The sequence below is a fragment of the Shewanella sp. SM74 genome (assembly GCF_025653725.1).
Classification (GTDB): domain Bacteria; phylum Pseudomonadota; class Gammaproteobacteria; order Enterobacterales; family Shewanellaceae; genus Shewanella; species Shewanella oncorhynchi.
Window position 1 is genome coordinate 21,804 of sequence record NZ_JAKKRZ010000025.1, and the last position, 19,107, is coordinate 40,910.

Sequence of the window (19,107 nt, forward strand, 5' to 3'; positions counted from 1 at the left end):
CTTGGTCGCAGCTTTTACCTAGGTTTAATCGTGCCAACATTAGATTAAGTCCCGCTGGGTCGCCGTTTCCGCCTGCGCTTCTAGGCTTAAACCTTCGGTTTCATCGATAAAACGAATAACTTCATACAGATAATCCAGCTTGCCCGTGGCGATATAAATTTGCTTCTCCGCATTGGGTCGTACTAAATAGCCGAGTTCGACTAAGCGTTTGAAGACTAATTTGATTTGCGCATCGCTGTTGGTACTAGTCGAGCCAAATAGACGATATTGGCTGAGTTTGGCTAACTGCTCACGGAACGCTGGCGTGTCTTCGATACGGCTTTGCAGCTCGGTCAAACGCACGGGCGCACCTTCGCTCAGCGGCGCATCTTGGCCACTGGCTTCTTGCACTAATACCAACCATTCCACCAGCGGGATCAATGCCTGACAGATATCTTTAAACTGCGATGAAATCACTTTACGTTCGCTATCGCCGAGCTGCAAATAACCGCAGAAGAACACATCACCTTCGGCGGCAGACGCCACGGTACGGTTGATTTGATTGAGATAAGCTTCGACCCGCTCGCGGGTGCTGCTATTTTTAAGGGCGCGCCAGCCTTCTTCATTAGTGGTGCGGCAAATAAACTCGCCCTTGAGTAACAGCTCAATCAAAGCGCCAGTGCCAACTAATACGGTTTGGGTTGCATCACTCATTAGATGGCCTCCTTCGACAAACGCTTATTCAACATGTCTGCAATTGGATTGACCTTAGGTTTTACCACCTGCAACTTCTTAGTTTGTTTGTTGATAATGTAACGGTTGGCGAACAAGTTCAGCACCTCAGACTCAGGGTTCGGGAAGGCGCCCAGCACACAAATATTGTTGTTTTCGCAGGCGTCGAAAATCTTCTTCACGTTGGTATGGTGCAAAGTGCCCAACTCATCAATTGGCCAGTGAATGGTCACATCGGCGCGTCCACGCAGCAAGCGCGTGAATGCCAACAAGAACTTACACAAAATCAGATACGCCATACCGTGACTTGAGGATTCGTTAAGCTGTCTGTCGGTGCGGATAATTAAGTCACTGTTACCTTCTTTAAGGCGCAGCTCGATTTCCAGTAACTTAGAGATTCCCCCCGTTAATGCGGCACGGCCGATAATGTCTAAGGCGCGGCGCATGCTGTTGGTGTAATCCTCATCGGGCAAGCCATTAAAACCATCGGCTTTCCAATGTTTAAAGGCTTTGACGAACTGTTCAAGCTCAGGCCAGAACTCTAACTCGCTGATGCGCGAACGAATACGTACAGCCGATTCAGACACGCCATCGAGGAATAACTCTTCGCCCACTTCGCGGGTAATACGCGCACTTTGGGAGGCAATGCGGCGGTCGATATCGGCTAACACATCGTAGAAAGCGGTTAAGTCGACACCAAAAATCCGTCCTTGCTCACGCAGCGCAGTAATCGATTGCGGCACGATCACGTTCAGCAATTGCTCAAGCTGTGGCACTAACTTACGGTAATCCAGCAGACGAATACCTTTATCGTTGATAAAGCTCGATTCTTCGCGGGCACGCTCCCAGGTTTCCGCAAGGCCAGAACCTGACTTGCTGGCGATCACTGAGTCAAAATGCTCCACATATTGCTTCACCGAACCCATCAGGTAATCGCGTTTCAGCAGCAAATCTTCACCTTGGCGCAGACGCTCGCCTAGGCTGCCTTGGGCTTCTTCGTTATTGGTCGGTAACTTAAGCTCGGCGAGTTTACGCATTACGGCACGTAACTTCGTTAAGTTTTCAGAAGCTTCAACCTGCGCCGCATCGGACGCTTTACGCTCGGTTTCAAGTTGTTGACGGCGAGTCTTAACATCCTGAGTTTTCGCCTTAAGCTGTTGATCGATTTCCGATACCGCGCGCTTCACATCGCTAAGCTGAGTTTGCAGTTTAGGTTTGCGCGCAAGCCAGGTGTGTTGATACCAATCGTCGAAGCGCAGTACGTCGCTGCGACGCTGTTCGGCGCGGCTGATTTTGGTTTCTAACTCACGAATTTGTTGCTTGAGTTTGAGGATATTATCCTCATCCACACCACGGGATTTAAGCTCGTTTTTGTACCAAGTCTCGCAGGCTTTCTGCTCGATTTTGGCACTTTCACGGCGCCCTTCAATGGTCGCTTTAATTTGGCCGAGTTGATTGTCGAGCGCGCCGATGACTTCCTGCCAATAGGCATTCTTTTCCATACGCGCTTCTAGCGCTTGCTCTTTTTGATCTTCGAGCCAGAGTTCGTGCTGATGTTTAAGTTGTTTTAGCTCACCATCGAGTTGAGTCAGTCTTTGTCCCGCATGGGCTTTGCGCTCGCTCAATGCTTTGTTAATTTTCTCTTGCTCGCTGCGCTTTTCATCAAACAGGCGACGCAGATCGTCACGGCTATTTTTGTACGCCGTGCGGGCAAAGGTCAGTTCACGGCTGAGATTATCCAACTCGCCATTAATGGCCACCAGCTGAGATTCGGCCTCGGCCTGCATTTCTTGGGCACTAGTGTGGGCTTCTTCGGCTTTGCTTAACCGAATACGCAGCTCTTGTTCGGAGGCGGCATATTCAGGCACATCGATCGCTTTAAGATCTAAATGCACACCAAAGAAAGCTTCGCTCGATTCAATCACTAAGCTTGGATGTAAATCAGTGCGATGCAGTAGTTCAGGCGCGATCACTTTACCTAAACTTTGCTCCCAGCCTTGGGATTCTTTACGCAGAAACTCCAATAGGGTGTGGGATTGCGGGAACAGCATGTGGTGCAGTTCATCCAGCGCAGTTTGACGCTCATTCACCCTTAAGGTGGCAATACGCAAGGCTTCGTTGGCTTGGTCACGTTTGGCTCTGAGCTTGCGTTCATCGCTGCTTAAGCGTTCAACCTTGGCATTGCAGCTTTCTTGTTCTTCGTCGGCGCGGTGAATACGTTCGTCGAAAATCGCGAGACTCAGCTTTTCTTCTTCGGTGTAAGTCACGCCATCAACACGCAATTTAAGCTCGGCGGCAGTGAGTTTGAATTGGTATTCCTGCTCGCTAAAGCTAGCCTTGCCCGCATCCATTTGGTTGCGCCATTGCAGCTCTAGGGCGTCAATATCGGTGCGCGCCACTTCACGTTGTTTATCGCGGGCTTCACGCTGCTTGTCTTGGTCGGCATGCAAACCTTCAAGCTCGCGGTTTAACTGCTCGCCAATCTTACTGCGACGGGCATTGTACGCCGCCTCAATGTCTTGGTGCTTCTCGGTTTGCAGCTTATGGCGTTCACTTAGGTTTTCAACATCGGTGCGCCAGTTCGGCAGCATCTCAAGATCGGCCTTGGCTTGCTCTATGTTCGCATCTAAAAAGGCAGCATGCTGATCTTCAATGGCATCGAGCTCATACTCGCACTTTGCCACATCGCCCTTAGCTGCCGATAAATCGAGATTGAGCTCATCGCGCTGCTCTTTCCATTCATCATCAAGCAATCTGAGTTTTAAATTCAGCTCTTTAGATAAGGTTTGCTGAATATCTTGGCGATCGGCTTCTAAGGTTTCATCGTTGCGATAACCGCGGGACAGACTCGATAAACGCAGTTCGGCGCTGAGCAGTTGGTTAAATTCTTGCTCGAGTTTTTCAAACTCAGGGCGAATGACTTCAAAGCCTTGGATAAGTTGGCTTTCACGGATCCACGCTTCAACGCGCTGCGGATTCAAACGTGAGCTGGGCGGATTAACCCCATCTTCCTCTAAAATGGCGGCGATCATGGATTTGACCGTCTCCATCTTGCCTTCTTTGGAGTGCACCGCTTTAGCGAGTTTTTCGATGTGACGCAGGGAATGCTCGCCCTCACACAGAGCAAATTGGCGTGCATAACCGCGTAGTTCGCTGCGGTTGCTGCCCGTGCTTAATAGGGTGCGATCGTTTTGAATAATGGCGCGATATTCACGGGTATTAAGCAAATTAGTGGTGGCGATGCCGGCACGTTTTAAATCACGGCCTAATTCCGCCATGGTGTGGCACAGAATAGTGTCGCCATTTTGCGATTTAATATAATCGCTTAGCTCAAAACCTTTGGCGATAAAACGATAGTTAACGCCCTTACCATCACCCGCCGAGGCCAGCACAGCTTGGTACAGTAAGCCATCGGCCTTTTGATATTCGTAAATGATGTAGCTTGAATCGTGTGGTAAATACCAACGCTCGAAACTGTCGCGGGTCGAAGGCACCACGCGGCTTGGGTATTCACCATAAAAAACAGGGACTAGACGTTGTAATGTCGTTTTACCCGAGGCGTTAGTACCACAAATGTTGGTATGACCATTGAGGGCGAGTTCCACCACGCCCGGAAGGTGCGTATCAATCAGCACAATACGAATCAAGCTTGCCATTTCATTCCTTATGCAAACAGGAGAGTCTTATCTAAGCTGCAGAAGCTTCTACACAATAAGAGAAAACAATCCAAGAGGGCCACTGACGTTAAAATCGTCACTGTAAATAAACACTTTAAAAAAGTGACTAAAAGTGATGTTAAAAATCGTGGCCTAAAAATAGTGCCCCTAAAATAAGGCAATCACAGTGTATTGGCAATTAAGCGGCGATGCACTAATGCCTTGGCTCACATCTCAGCCCATTGCTCAGCAAAAACATAACCCTATAGCTAGGCTCAAATCAAACGGCCAATGATACGACAACTTAGCCAAAATAGGCGGCTAACAAAGCGGCAATTAGCGCGATAAAAGGTAAATTCCAGCGGATTTATTCGAGACGCAAGCGTTCGGCAATCCGACTGTAGATCAGCATCATTTCCGCCAGCGATCCCACTTGCATGCCTTTCATCAAATTGGCACGGTGGATCTCAACCGTGCGCATGGCAATACAGAGACTATCGGCGATCTCTTGGTTCTTCAGGCCTTGGGCAATCAGGTTGAGTATTTCCCGCTCTCTTGGCGTGAGCGCTTGATAAGTCTCAAGATACTGATTGTCTTGATGATGCGCCTTGGTATGTTCCAACGCTTTGACAACCGCTTCGGCTAACTTAGCGCCATCGGCGGGCTTTTGGAAAAAATCCACCGCACCTAATTTAAGCGCATCTACCGCCATTGGCACATCGCCATGGCCAGTGAGATAAATCACCGCTAGTGGACTATTTTTTGCCACTAATTCAAGGTGCAACTGTGGGCCACTCAAACCCGGCATACGCACATCGACTAGCGCACAACCCGGTAGTGTTAAGTCAACTGTGGTAAAAAAGGCTTCGGCGCTATCAAAATCGATGATCTTAAGGCCATAACTTTCAAGCATAAAACGCAAAGAACGACGCACTGAGTCATCGTCATCGATTAAATACACAGGTAACTCAAGGCTCATTATTGTGCTCCATTGGGTTCAGGTTTACGCGGTATAGCTACCTGCGCTTGGCAACCGCCACCCATAGCGCTTTCTAGGCTAAACGTCCCACCATGGCTCTCGGCAATATCACGGCAAATCACTAAGCCTAAACCTAACCCCTCTGATTTAGTGGAATAAAATGCTTGCATCAGCAGACTGGTCTCTTCGGTTAACCCTGTGCCATTATCTGTGACTGTCAGCAAGAGCGTACATTCTTGATAGCGAAGATCGATATCGATCGTGGGTGTGTATGGCTTTTGCGTGATGATCTGTTCGGTGCCACTGGATTCAAGCTCTAACCGCTGAACGCAGGCGTCAAAGGCGTTTTTCAGCAAGTTAAGCAACAACTGCTGCATGCCAACTTCATCGAGGGACTGTAAATAGGGTTCACCATTCACATTGACAGCATGGTTTATCTGATGTTGTTCAAACTCATAGGCGAGCAGCGGCACAGTATCATTGACCAACTCATGCAGATACAAAGGCTGTTTCGACACAGGTCGCTTCTTCAGTAAATTACGTAAGCGACTGATAATATTGTCGGCGCGCGTGACTTCCTGCTGGATCAGCGCCAATACCGATTGCAACTCCTCAGGGCTCGTCCCCCGCTGTAATCGCACTTCGGCGCCATGACAATAATGGCCAATCGCCGCCAAAGGTTGATTGAGTTCATGGGAGAGACTCGCGCCAAGCTCACCCGCGATAGCAATACGTTGGGCATGTTCCAGTAACGCACGGTTTTCATTGAGCTGGCGCTGAGTGTTAATCAACTCACGGCCGCGGCGACTAAAGCGGTATTCAAGCCAAAAATGATACACATTGAGTAAAACCAAAATCCCTAAAACAAGCCAAGCCCATTGTTGATGTAACTTGATCCACTGCCACGCCCTTTGCCACCATGGTGCCTGCAAAGGATGCATATCGAGATCTTTAAGCAGTTGATCGATCGCAAGCTGACTCACGGCCGTGGTCCAGCCCGCAGAATCAGCAGACTTAGCGGCGAGATGATCTTCAGGCAGCGCTAGCAAAGCTTGAGTCACACTTTTAGCCAGAGACTGGGAGGCGCGATTGGTCTTTGCCATAGACCAGTTGGGATAAAGGTGAGTCGAGACTTGGCAATTAAATCCCGCAGGCGCTTGATTATCGAGCACTCGATAATGGGCGATATTAATAAGACCTTCCGTTTGCATCTGCTCAAGCTGACACACAGGCACCACAGCCGCATCCAGTCGATTATCTTTCGCCGCATCATCACCACTTTTTTGATCATCTAACTGATACAACAAATTATCTAGCGGGAACCCCAGCGGAATGATCTCACCCACAAAGCGAGGCAAATCTATGCCCTTTAGCTGCGCTTCGTACACTAAGGTCAAGTAACCACCAAAGGCATTTTTCGATACGATCCCGAGGCGACGTCCCTTAAGATCACTTAAGGTGTGATAGGGTGAATCGGCGCGCACCACCAGCGCCGAGCCCACTTGCATTGCCGCGCCATTATTTAACGGACTGCGCAGGGTCGCCAACCAAGTAAGGGAATATTGCCGCGCCAGCAACACGGATTGCCCTGGGTTTGTGATCACAAAATCGAGCCCTTGGGTTTCAACGCCCTTAGCTAGCTCATCGAGGGTGAGAGGATGTAACCTAAAGTAACTGTTGGGAATTTGGGTTTCGAGCCACCCCATCAAAGGTTGCCAGCGGTTGATGGTTGCCTTATAACCGCGGATGGCTAACACGCCAACATCGACTACTTGATAACTGGGCTCTTCGATAGCAACTTGAGCAACAACCTCAGGGTCAGTTAATCCCGAATGCGCACTTTGATTTAGTGGCTCCGCAGCAAACACCTTAACCGAAGCCAGCAAGCATAGGAATAACACTGCGTTCCTTGGCTTTTTTCTCGGTATTGCCACGGAATGTGGAGTGCTCAGAATCGATAACGGCCACTTGACCGATACAGCTAAGCGAAACACAGTTTTCATCATCCTCAATAACATGAAGTGCAATCCTTTATCCCCAGTCACTCACACTAAAATCAAGTCCAACTCAAGCTAAGAAAAGGCCAAACTCAAGTAACAAAAAATAAAACCCTAGCATTTTGAAGGCTATTCTAACGGATATTTGTTGCGCTAGATCAAGTCCACACCCGATATGTGGAAAACCACTATAGTTATGCCGCCTCCCCTTTTACAGAATGCCTGTAAACCTCGCCATAAACCTTAACTCTAGGTCTATGAGCCAGTTTATTCGCCATCTGCAAGTAGTGAAGGAAATCTGTATGGACAAGAGTAAACGTCAGTTTCTCGGCAAAATGGCCAGCGTCAGTGTTGGCGCCGCACTCATCCCTGTCGTGCAAGTGTATGCACAGGATGATAAGCGCAGCCCTCAAATGCACAGTGCCAGCGAAGGGCAAGTGGGTAAACGTTACGGTATGGTAATTGACTTGCGCCGCTGCGTGGGCTGCCAAGCCTGTACCGTCGCTTGCACTATCGAGAATCAACCGCCCCTCGGGCAATTTCGCACCACAGTGCAGCAGTATGAAGTCTCGCAGCAGGAAAATACCACTCCGCCTGCGTTTTTAATGCTGCCAAGACTTTGTAATCACTGCGAAAACCCGCCCTGCATCCCAGTTTGTCCTACGGGCGCGACCTTCCAGCGCAAGGACGGCATAGTGGTCGTCAACAATGAATGGTGTGTTGGTTGTGGCTATTGCGTGCAAGCCTGCCCCTATGATGCGCGCTTTATCAACCACGACACCAATACCGCCGACAAATGTACCTTCTGCGCCCATAGGTTAGATGCAGGATTACTGCCTGCCTGTGTCGAAACCTGCGTAGGAGAAGCCCGTGTGATTGGCGATCTGAATAATCCCAACAGCCAGATAAGCCAACTGCTCGCCGCCAACAAAACCGATATCAAGGTGCTCAAACCGACGGCCAACACTGCGCCACGGGTGTTCTACATCGGCATGAGCAGCGCTTTTGAGGACAAGATTAGCGGCCAAGCCCCCGTTAGAACCTTACTTACCGATACTGGCGAGGAGATCCACCATGGTCATTAAAGAAATCTTTACCCCAGATATCGCCATTACTTGGCTACCTTGGGCAGTACAATACTTTTTTATGATGGGGCTCGCCTACGCCAGCGTATGGGTAGCGACAATACATTTGTTTAGCCAACCCAAACCCGATGACAGATTGCTGAAACTCTGCGCCTGTTTAATGTTAACCGCAGGCATAGTCGCCCCTATCGCCTTACTCGCCGATTTACACCAACCGCTGCGGGCTTGGCATTTTTATGCGCAAGTTCGCCCTGATTCTTGGATGTGGTATGGCGCCTTTTTACTGCCCGTATTCTCGGGCACCAGCGCGCTATTTGCTTGGCTGCTACTGCGTCAATATCTGCCTAAGCACACCACGAATCAAGACTCAGATTGGGTGAATAAAATAGGCCAATTATTGAGATTCGGTGATTGGAACAGTGACAAATTCATCAAGCCGATCGCACTGATCACGGCCCTGAGTGCCTGCAGTATCGCCCTCTACACTGGCATGGAAACCATGGCCATTGAGGCGCGGCCACTGTGGCATACCTATTGGCTGCCACCTTTGATGGCAATGAGTGCCCTGCTCGCCGCCTGCGGCACTTTGGTGGTACTGAATCGACTATTAAAGGGCTACCAACAGCGCACCCAAGACAGCCTATTACTCTGGGTAAGAGCCAGTTTTGGTCTATTCGCCCTATGCCTTATCGGCTGGGCGTTATTCGATAAGGGCTCGGCCCCCGAAGCCGCATTATTGCTTGAAACCAGCCCAAGCTGGCAACTTGCTGCAATTTGGGTACTGGTCACACTCGCCGTGCTGGCACTGATGCTCGCCATTCGTCACTTACCCAATATGGCAATGCTAATCGTCAGCCTCACGGCCATTCACCTTGCGTGGGGATTTCGCTGGATAGTGTTAATTCAAGCGCAAACCGATCCTAAATACGGCGCGGGGACTTATCTCTATCAACTGCCTTGGGGACCCGAAGGGCTATTAGGCATAGCTGGGACTTTCGGCCTCTGGTTAGCATTAATGGCGCTGGTCTCCGAACTTATTCGCCACACGCCTGCGGCAAAACTTGCTCGCTGAGCACCCAATTAGTTTACAGAATTAAGGAGTCCATCATGGATAAGAGTAAACGTCGTTTTATCAAAGGGGCCGCTGTAACGGGTGGTGTGGGATTGTTTGCCGCGGGTTATAGCCATACATTAGCGCAAATAGGTAAAGGTGTCGTCAATGGCACTTCAGGAAAACCGACCCAAGATCCACTGCATGGCAATTCCTTAGCACCTGAATACAAAGTCGATTTACAGTCAGGCCAGTTAATCAGCAATGACGATCAACGCATCGCCAATACTATGTGCTTAGGTTGCTGGACCAAATGCGGCGTGCGCGCTCGTATCGATCAAAAAACCGATAAAATCATCCGTATCAGCGGTAATCCTTATCATCCGTTGTCATCGCGGGAACATATCGATTTTGATACGCCGATCAAAACCGCCTTTGTTGGGCTTAGCGCCTTTCAAGAACAGGGTCTACAAGGACGTTCCACCGCCTGCGCCCGCGGTAATGCCATGCTAGAACAATTAGATAGCCCACACCGCGTTACCCAATGTCTTAAACGCGTGGGTAAGCGCGGCAGCGGCCAATGGCAGAGCATTAGCTTTGAGCAATTGCTGAATGAAGTCGTCGAAGGTGGTGATTTATTTGGTGAGGGGCAAGTCGAAGGCTTAAGAGCGATTCGTGATATCGCCACGCCACTCGATACCAATAATCCAGAATACGGCCCTAAGGCTAACCAGTTACTGGTCTCAAACGCCTCCGATGAGGGCCGCGATGCCATTATCAAACGCTTCACCTTCAACAGCTTTGGCACCCGAAACTTTGCCAACCACGGCGCTTACTGTGGATTTACCTACCGCGCCGGAGCCGGCGCTTTGTTGGATGATTTGAAAAAATACGCCCACTTGAAACCCGATTGGGACCATAGCGAATTTTTACTCTTTATCGGCACCTCGCCGCAGCAATCGGGCAATCCCTTTAAACGCCAAGCAAGACAATTGGCTAACGCGCGGGTGAATAACACTAATTTCAGTTATGTGGTGGTGTCGCCCATGCTGCCCAATACCTCAAATCAACCTTGTGCGGGCAACAACACTTGGCTGCCGATCCGCCCCGCCACCGATTCGGCACTCGCCATGGGCATGTTGCGCTGGATTATTGATAACCAGCGCTATGCCGCCGAGTTTTTGAGTGCGCCCAATGTCGATGCAGCAAAAGCATCAGGTTACCGTGGTTTTAGTAACGCAGGTTTCTTGATCGTCAGCGAACCTACCCATCCAAGATATGGCCAATATCTCTTTGCCAGCGATCTTGGCTTACCTTTCGAGGGCAAAGCCTATGGCGAGCAAGACTCGCAGTTGGTTGTCGATGCCGCGAGTGGCGAGATAGTGTTGGCGAGTCAAAGCCTGAAAGCCAAGCTCGACGTTGACCAAAGCGTCGACACACCTAAGGGAGTGATTGTGGTTAAATCCAGCTTCCAACTGTTGAGTGAAGCGGCGCAGAGCTTCGAAATGGCACACTATGCCAAGGAGTGCGATATCAGCGAGGCGCAGATCATTGCCCTCGCGGATAAATTTACCAGCCATGGCACTAAGGCCGCAGTGATCTCCCACGGCGGCACAATGAGCGCCAATGGTTTTTATAGCGCGTGGGCAATCATGATGCTCAACGCCATGATAGGTAATATCAATTTAAAAGGTGGCGCATTAGCTTCCGGTGGTTCCTTTCCCGCCTTTGGTAAAGGCCCAAGGTATAATCTGCAGGAGTTTGACGGCATGGTCGAGCCTAAGGGCGTATTCCTATCGCGATCTAAATTCCCCTACGAGAAAACCTCAGAGTATCGCCGTAAAGTCGAAGCGGGCGAATCGCCTTATCCTGCTAAGGAGCCTTGGTTTCCGATTTCATCGCCCTTGCTTGGCGAACATTTAACCGCAGCGGTGCACGGTTATCCCTATCGACTCAAAGCATGGATTAACCACATGGGCAATCCGATTTATGGTCAAGCGGGCTTAGGTGAAGCCATTGGTGAACAACTGAAAGATCCCAAAGTGCTACCACTGTTTATCAGTATCGACAGCTTTATTAACGAAACCTCGGCGCTATCGGATTATATCGTGCCCGACACCTTAACCTACGAGTCATGGGGTTGGAGCCCTTCTTGGCATGGAACTCTGACAAAGGAAACGACAGGTCGCTGGCCGATTGTCGAACCAAGGGTCACAAAAATGGCCAGTGGTGATGTGGTGTGCATGGAGTCTTTCTTGAGCCAAGTGGCGATGAAACTGCAACTACCTGGCTTTGGCGAAAATGCCGTTAAGGCCGCCGATGGCAGCTTACATCCGTTAACGCGCGCGGCGGATTACTCACTCTACGGCGCCGCTAACGTGGCCTATTTGGGTAAAGCCGTCGCCGATATCAATGCCGAGGACATGTATCTTAGCGGTGTGAGTCGTATCCAAAGTGAGCTCAATGCCAGACTCAAGCCAGATGAAGTTAAAAAAGTCAGCTACTTATTTGCCCGCGGCGGCCGCTTTGAAAATATGAGCGGTGCGCGAGATGAAGTGGGTAATCCGAGTAAAGTCTGGCCAAAACCTATGATGCTGTGGAATCCCGAAGTGGGCAGTCGCCGTAACAGTCTCACAGGGGAATTTATGAGTGGCTGCCCACGCTTATATCAACCCGCCTTAGCCAATGGCACACCGCTCGATAAGGCGTTTAATAAATCACAATGGCCTTTGCTGATCAGTAGTTACAAATCCCACACCATGAGCTCTATGAGTATTGGCTCGGATCGTTTGCGCCAAGTGCACCCTAATAATCCAGTGCGACTGAACGAGAAGACCGCCAGTCGCCTTGGGATCAGCACAGGTGACACGGTCAAGATCAGCACGCCCAACGGCAGCGTTATTGCCTTAGTGGAATGTGTTGCCGGAGTGCACCCTGACTGCATCGCTATCGAACACGGTTATGGCCATAAGGAACTCGGCGCGCGGGACGTAGTGATCGACAACCTTAAAATCGCCGCCAATCCGCTGATCCGAGTCGGCATCAATATGAACGACTTGAATCTGTTTGATCCCAGTCGCCACGGCCGTTACCCGCTGGTGGATTGGGCAAGTGGCGCTTCGGCCAGACAAGGCCTGCCAGCTAAGATTGAAAAACTAAGCTAATCGCCGAGCAAAGATGACACTTAAGAAGCTGCCCTTTGGCAGCTTTTTCTTTGGCGTTAATTCAATCTGATTAAGCCGAATTGCCTCATTAATGTTTTCTAGCTATGCCTATTCGCGAATAAACCGAGGAATTGTGATCTTTTTTACTCAATCTAGGTATATAGATCCCGATCACGCGTTTCATAGAAATAAACCACATATTAAAATCACAGCTATATTTATCAGTATATCTAGCTCGAAATATCGAGCTTTCAATAAAGAACTGCAGTTTTTGAGTCAGTTAGACTCATCAGGAGTATCTCAGTGTTCAACTCTTCATTACGTAAAAGCCTAGAAGTGAGCGAAAGTAAACGCCAAGAGGCGGAGTCGATCATCGACTCGATTAAACACAGTATTGCCACAGTAGAATTTACGCCTGATGGAATAATTCTCGATGCTAATGCGTTGTTTTTAAAAACGGTAGGTTATTCACTTAATGAAGTCGTAGGCCAACATCACAAGCTGTTTTGCTCGGCGGCTTATGGTAATTCTGCTACCTACCAGCAATTTTGGAGCAGTCTAAAAGCAGGTCATCCACAGGAAGGCAATTTTGCACGAGTGAATAAAAATGGCCAAGAGATCTGGCTTAGAGCCACTTACTTCCCCATAAAACAGGCAGGTAAAGTCGTTAAAATAATGAAAACAGCCTCTGATATCACCCAAGATAAGCACCAACTTGACGACCAAGCGGCCATTTTTAATGCCTTGAATCGCTCGCAAGCCATTATTGAATTCACTACCGATGGCACGATTTTGAAAGCCAATACTAACTTCTTAAAGACAATGGGCTTTAGCAAAGAGCAGATTATTGGTAAACACCATCGTATTTTCTGTTTTGATGAGTTTTATCGACAAAATCCACACTTTTGGGACGATCTAAAGCAAGGTCGATATAGCAGCGGTCTCTTTGAACGTAAAAATGCTTATGGCGATTCGATTTGGTTAGAAGCGGCATACAATCCTATTATGGATGAGCAAGGTAAAGTGGTTAAAGTAATTAAATTTGCGAGCGATATCAGCAAGCGGATCGAGCAAAGCCACGCTGTACGTGAAGCCGCCAATATTGCACTGACCACGTCACAACGTACCGTCGAGCAAGCAGAACAAGGCGTACATTTACTCAATGCGACTGTAAATACCTCTAATGCTATTGCCGAGCAAACCCATAAAGCGACCTTGGCGATAACTCAACTCAATGAACAATCTCAAAGTATTCAAGCGATAGTCGCGACCATTAGCTCGATTGCCGATCAAACTAATTTACTGGCATTAAATGCCGCAATTGAGGCCGCACGAGCGGGGGAACAAGGCCGAGGTTTTGCCGTTGTCGCCGATGAAGTAAGGCAGCTTGCTTCCAGAACCAGTAAATCAACCAGTGAGATTGCCGCCGTCGTCACTAAAAATACACAACTCACCACAAGTGCAACTAGCATGATGAACGAAGTTGAAGGTATTGCACTGGAAGGAAAACAACAGTTAGCGGAGGTAACATTAGTGATGGGAGAAATACGTAGCGGCGCGGAAAACGTCTCAGCAATCGTGTCGCAGCTATCAGTCAATAACAATTAATTGCTAGCATTTAATCGCGCTATCAAGGATTGCATGGCGCTTTATCTAAAAGACAAAACGCCAACCTATTGCTTTTACGTCAATCAATAATCAGTTTTACGACCTTCATAGGTGGCGCGCATTTGCTGTACAAGAACCTCATCGTAAGCACGTAATCCACTCATCACTAAGGTTTTGATACCTGTGCCAACTAAAGTGTCGCCACTGTGTAATTCAAAATGCAATGTCACATCGCCACGTTTACCGTCGATTTTTAAATCTTGGCCAACGAGTGATAAGGTCACTTGCACAAAATCGAGAGTGGTTAAGTCAAACGACATACTTTCGTAAATCACTAAAGGCCGTTCTGGGTTGATCATCACTTGATGTTGTTTCATCAAAGGGATCAGAATATCGATAAAATTATGCCCAGAGAAAGCAACATATTGACGAATAAAGGATTCGGTCTGCGCATCGCAACAACTCACATCGCCATGACGGCTGACATTAAGATAGGTTTTTTCACGACTATCGCGAATCGAAAAACTCTCGCTCACTTGTTCAGGGAATTGCAGTTCGACGCTATCACCCACCATACCCGCAAAGCTAAACTTCATGCTCTGGCTCAAACCATATTGAGTCAATACTAGGGCAAACAGTAAATCTCCCGGTACGCAAAAGCGTTTTGCCCCCACATCGTGGATAGGATTAAAGTCCTGCGCAATTTTCTTCGCGAAGTCACTGGCGTGTTGTGCTGAAACGGAAATAGCTTGATTTTGCTTAGAAAAATAAGGCGCTAGAAACATATAAACTCTATTTGTAATAACTCAATACAGGGATGGATAACAAAATTATCACGAGTTTACCTTAAATTAGGTATTTAACTCACCCGATGACTTGACCCACGTAAGGCGTACAAAGTAACACCCTGCCCACATTTGTAAAGCCAAACAAATGACAGGGGTATTAGGATCTGTTGACGTTTCAGGTTTATTCTGCAGATATTAGGCGGAATTTTATGCAAGATAGAGCCTGTATGGCGAGATGACGCGACATATAACAGCCGATAATGCCGCAGAAATGTTAGCTAAATAAGGCCGTTTTCATCACTCGTGACTCATTTAAAATAACTCAACATCATTTTTCATTTGGCGAGCAATACCTTGTCAGAACAAATAACATCTAAAACGTAAGTATTGCCTAGCCACCGATAAGCCAAGGAATAAATCGTTAGACCTTTTTAAATTCACGCTTTAACTGAAAACCATCGTCAGTGGCTAACTGCTCTAGCACTTCGATACGCTGACGAAGGATGGCTAACTCGGTCTGAAAAGCTTGGCTTTCGGCCACTTGCTCACGCGTCGACACACCTTGTTTGTTGCGGATTTTCATTATAGCGACCACATATCCACCAACAATTGCGAGTATTGGGATAAGTAAAGCGAGGGCACCAGTGTTCATAGTCATTTCCTTTATCTATTGGCGTTATCGTTATCAAGCTCAAAATTTAGATCTGCTTATGACGCTTAATCAATGTCAAAGTCAGAACATGGAAATAAGTATGCGTAAGACAACCGCAATCAACCAGTGACAAAAGTCATGAGATTTAGCGAAACAGTGTCATTCTTTATCAAAACTATCCACAACAATAGCGCCCATAGAGGCTGGCATAGTGATCACTATGATCCGTTTTATAGAGGTTAGTGGGTCCTCAAAAAATGGCACTTTATCGAGGCAAAGCAGCACGAGGAAAACCACGAGGGCAGTGAGCAAATAAGCCACCACGATACGAAAAATAAACACAGGAACGCGGGAAGCAATATTCTGTTGGAACACGCTGTGATAGGTGAATACCCCAAGAAAGAGCAGCGATAAACTAAAAAGCATACCGATATTCAATAAAGGTAAAGTCTCACCGAGATGCCACGCTTCCTCAGAAAATGCAACGGGAACCGCAAGGGCAAAAGCCCCTACGCAAACTTGGCTCGCATCTTCGGTGTTAAAACTAAATTTCATGCTGATCGCTCCCTAATCTTCCAATCTATTTGATTAGTCGAAAATAACGTTCGGTGAAGATGCGCTTATTACTGGGGTATTAAGTGCGATACAACACTTTAACCACATGCCAGCCAAACTTAGTTTTCACTATATGTGGCACCAGTAATTCACCTGAAAATGCAACCTTATCGAACTGTGGCACCATTTGGCCTTTTTTGAACTCGCCTAAATCGCCGCCTTTTTTGGCCGAAGGGCAAGAGGAAAAACGCTTAGCGAGCACAGCAAAATTAGCACCATTATTCAGCTGCTTAACAATATCCTCAGCCTGTTCTTTGTGTTTCACTAAAATATGCACAGCGGCAGCGGTTTTAAACATGTCATATCTCACTTTGGATTAACGTCCCGTGCAAAGGGAAGATTGGCGCCCCGAGTTTGCCCTCGATCACACCACTTCCATCGGCACAGGTTCTACTGACTAAAAGGTTTTATATCCAACGCATAAGTGCGTTATTGGCCCATTATCGACCCTATTAACCTAGAAAATTTTCTGCCACCACTGCAAAGGGTCGCCGCAGTTATTCACTGGACGATAGGTCGCAGCTAATGCCGGAAGCGCATCGACATTGCTGCAAGTGGATTCCTTAGCCACACCTGTATCTCGGTCAAAAAAGCCCTTCACTACGCCGTTCACAGGGATTGAGCGCAGACTAATAGGTGGACGTTCCTTTAAGAAGGCAAGATACACGGCCATGGCGCCACTACTACCATACAAACTGGTTTTGCCGTTATCGTCACGACCAACCCAAATGGCGGCGACGTTACGCTCATCAAAGCCCGCAAACCAAGAGTCACGGCTGTCGTTACTGGTGCCAGTCTTACCCGCCAGTCCAACGCCAGGGAAGGCATTACCTAAACGCGTTGCCGTTCCCGTATTCACTACTTGCTGCATAGCAAATTGAATTAAGAAATCTGTCTCAGGTGCTATAGCTTGCTCTTTAGGCAATCGCGTCACAGGCAATGGGTTCTTATCAGAATCTAGCACAGCGGTCACTGTGGTTAACTTACGGTAAACACCGCTATCAGCTAAGGTTTGGTACACTTGCGCTACCATTAATGGCGAGCCATTGACGGCGCCGAGTAACATAGAGGGATACTCGTTTAACGGCTCCTGCCAACCCGATTTAGCCAATGTTGTTGCGACCGCATCCACACCCACAGCAATTCCAAGATTTACCGTCGGTACGTTCATCGACTTTTTCAATGCCGTTAACAAAGGCACCTGACCACTGAACTTCTTATCAAAGTTTTGTGGTGACCATGTCTTACCTTGCTCGCTTTTTAAGGTAATAGGTTGATCTTTAAGAGGTGTCGCTAAGGTAAATTGGCTATTAGGTGCCAGAGCCGTAGCATACACAAAAGGCTTAATTAACGAGCCAATAGGACGACGAATTTCAACCGCGCGGTTAAAGCCATCAAATCCTGGGGTTTTATCGCCGACCATAGCCGCAATACCGCCCGTGTATTTGTCGGTAACTACCATACCAATCTGCAATGATTTATTGCTCTTATCTAAGCTTTTGAGGGTTTGAGTCACCGCAATTTCGGCGGCTTCTTGGGCCATAGGATCAAGCGTGGTATAGATTTTCACCCCAGATTGCTTCAATAGCGCATCGCCATAACGCTCGTTCACTTCCTGTTTTACCAAGGCGAAGAAGGAAGGCAATTTTTGATGTGCTGGTTTATTGAGATTACGGATCCCTAAGGGTGACTCTACCGCCACCTTGTACTCCGCCGTGGTTAAATCCCCCGCATCCATTAACAAACGCAATACTAGATCACGGCGTTCTTGAATACGATCCGGATATTTCCATGGATTGTAGTAAGACGGTCCCTTAATCGCAGCCACTAAGAATGCCTGCTGGGAAATAGTCAACTCACTGATAGGACGGCCGAAATAGAAACGTGAGGCCAAACCCATACCATGGACGGCGCGGGATTTATCCTGCCCCATGTACACTTCGTTAAGATACGCTTCGAGGATTTCGTCTTTGCTGTAACGGAAATCTATAATCACTGCCATCAAGGCTTCGCGAACCTTACGCAGCAAGGAACGCTCACTCGAAAGGAAAAAGTTTTTCGCTAACTGCTGAGTTAACGTCGAGCCCCCTTGCACAGTGCGACCGGCACTGATGTTCACAAAAGCCGCGCGCGCAATCGCGAATGGATTCACACCATGGTGTTCATAAAAACTACGATCTTCCACCAGCAGTAACGCCTGCACGATCGACTTTGGCATTTCTTCGGTCGGCACAAACAGCCTATCTTCACCATCGCCAGTAATAATACGGTCGAGCAATACTGGCTCAAGGTGGAATACGGCGAGTTGACGCTTGTCTGAGACTCGAGTGACCGAACTGATGCCATTGCTGTCGAAACTGATCATGACTCTTTGTTCGACTTGATCGCCTTCAGGATGCAAAAACGGTCGACGCCACAATTCAATACGAGTGCTCGATGCCGAAAACTCTCCCACTTGGCGTGGGTTAGCGACTTTGCGATAGCCGAGCAACTTAAGCTCAGCCATCATTTGCGGATGGCTGACTGCCGCACCGGGGTACAGCGCCATAGAGCGGCTAAACACCTGCGCGGGCAAATGCCATTTTTGGCCTTCAAATTTTTGCGCAATAATTTGATCAAGATAAATACTGTAAAAAGTCACTACAGCTAATCCAGCCAAGCCTAATTTCCAACTGATAGACCAAATTCGTCGAAATAAACCGCGGCCATGATTAGCCCGACGGGAAGCGGGTGATTTTTTTGTCGTCTTAGTTGTCATATCTACTTCATCATTCATGCATTTAAAGACATCAGCCATAGGC

Annotated in this window: 13 protein-coding genes; 4 read left to right on the plus strand and 9 right to left on the minus strand. The window is 48.2% G+C overall.

Translation table 11 applies throughout. The features are described 5' to 3' along the window. Positions 1–39 precede the first annotated feature (39 nt). The 4 genes from L5M49_RS19860 to L5M49_RS19875 all read right to left on the minus strand — a co-directional run bounded on the left by L5M49_RS19860 (position 40) and on the right by L5M49_RS19875 (position 7,364). Positions 40–693: a hypothetical protein gene (locus L5M49_RS19860; protein WP_006080105.1), complete on the minus strand. Its 654-nt coding sequence runs from the start codon at positions 691–693 to the stop codon at positions 40–42. Beyond that, positions 693–4,367 carry an ATP-binding protein gene (locus tag L5M49_RS19865; RefSeq protein WP_263266699.1) on the minus strand — a complete coding sequence of 1,225 codons (3,675 nt, stop codon included), beginning with the start codon at positions 4,365–4,367 and terminating at the stop codon, positions 693–695. Before L5M49_RS19865 ends, L5M49_RS19860 begins: the two co-directional genes overlap by 1 nt. Before the next feature lie 367 nt (positions 4,368–4,734). Continuing rightward, complete coding sequence (locus L5M49_RS19870) at positions 4,735–5,346, minus strand: response regulator transcription factor (RefSeq protein WP_198571939.1); 612 nt, start codon at positions 5,344–5,346, stop codon at positions 4,735–4,737. Beyond that, a complete protein-coding gene (locus L5M49_RS19875; RefSeq protein WP_263266700.1) occupies positions 5,346–7,364 on the minus strand; it encodes a sensor histidine kinase in 2,019 nt (672 codons plus the stop codon). The genes L5M49_RS19870 and L5M49_RS19875 overlap by 1 nt, the downstream gene beginning before the upstream one ends. A 281-nt stretch (positions 7,365–7,645) precedes the next feature. Here L5M49_RS19875 and dsrO point away from each other — a divergent pair, with 281 nt between their 5' ends. From dsrO to L5M49_RS25290, 4 genes are all read left to right on the plus strand, one after another. Further along, positions 7,646–8,428 carry a sulfate reduction electron transfer complex DsrMKJOP subunit DsrO gene (dsrO, locus tag L5M49_RS19880; protein WP_263206404.1) on the plus strand — a complete coding sequence of 261 codons (783 nt, stop codon included), beginning with the start codon at positions 7,646–7,648 and terminating at the stop codon, positions 8,426–8,428. Beyond that, on the plus strand, positions 8,418–9,500 hold the full coding sequence (nrfD, locus tag L5M49_RS19885; RefSeq protein WP_263266701.1) for an NrfD/PsrC family molybdoenzyme membrane anchor subunit: 1,083 nt from the start codon (positions 8,418–8,420) through the stop codon (positions 9,498–9,500). Before dsrO ends, nrfD begins: the two co-directional genes overlap by 11 nt. 35 nt (positions 9,501–9,535) lie before the next feature. Then, positions 9,536–12,643 carry a tetrathionate reductase subunit A gene (locus L5M49_RS19890; protein ID WP_263266702.1) on the plus strand — a complete coding sequence of 1,036 codons (3,108 nt, stop codon included), beginning with the start codon at positions 9,536–9,538 and terminating at the stop codon, positions 12,641–12,643. Positions 12,644–12,946: 303 nt separating this feature from the next. Then, on the plus strand, positions 12,947–14,251 hold the full coding sequence (locus L5M49_RS25290; RefSeq protein ID WP_168827655.1) for a methyl-accepting chemotaxis protein: 1,305 nt from the start codon (positions 12,947–12,949) through the stop codon (positions 14,249–14,251). 83 nt (positions 14,252–14,334) lie between these two features. Here the strand turns inward: L5M49_RS25290 and L5M49_RS19905 are convergent, their stop codons facing one another. The 5 genes from L5M49_RS19905 to mrcB form a co-directional block, all read right to left on the minus strand. Further along, the gene (locus L5M49_RS19905; RefSeq protein WP_263266704.1) at positions 14,335–15,036 is read right to left on the minus strand and encodes a DUF3581 domain-containing protein; all 702 of its coding nucleotides are present in this window, start codon (positions 15,034–15,036) and stop codon (positions 14,335–14,337) included. A gap of 424 nt (positions 15,037–15,460) precedes the next feature. Next, positions 15,461–15,691, minus strand: coding sequence for a hypothetical protein (locus tag L5M49_RS19910; RefSeq protein WP_131525485.1), 231 nt, complete (start codon positions 15,689–15,691; stop codon positions 15,461–15,463). 159 nt (positions 15,692–15,850) lie between these two features. Then, positions 15,851–16,246, minus strand: a complete 396-nt coding sequence (locus L5M49_RS19915; protein WP_105250257.1) for a DUF2391 family protein — start codon at positions 16,244–16,246, stop codon at positions 15,851–15,853. Positions 16,247–16,325: 79 nt separating this feature from the next. Continuing rightward, complete coding sequence (locus L5M49_RS19920; protein ID WP_006084190.1) at positions 16,326–16,604, minus strand: peptidylprolyl isomerase; 279 nt, start codon at positions 16,602–16,604, stop codon at positions 16,326–16,328. Positions 16,605–16,763: 159 nt separating this feature from the next. Continuing rightward, positions 16,764–19,082, minus strand: a complete 2,319-nt coding sequence (gene mrcB / locus L5M49_RS19925; protein ID WP_168827694.1) for a penicillin-binding protein 1B — start codon at positions 19,080–19,082, stop codon at positions 16,764–16,766. Positions 19,083–19,107 lie beyond the last annotated feature (25 nt).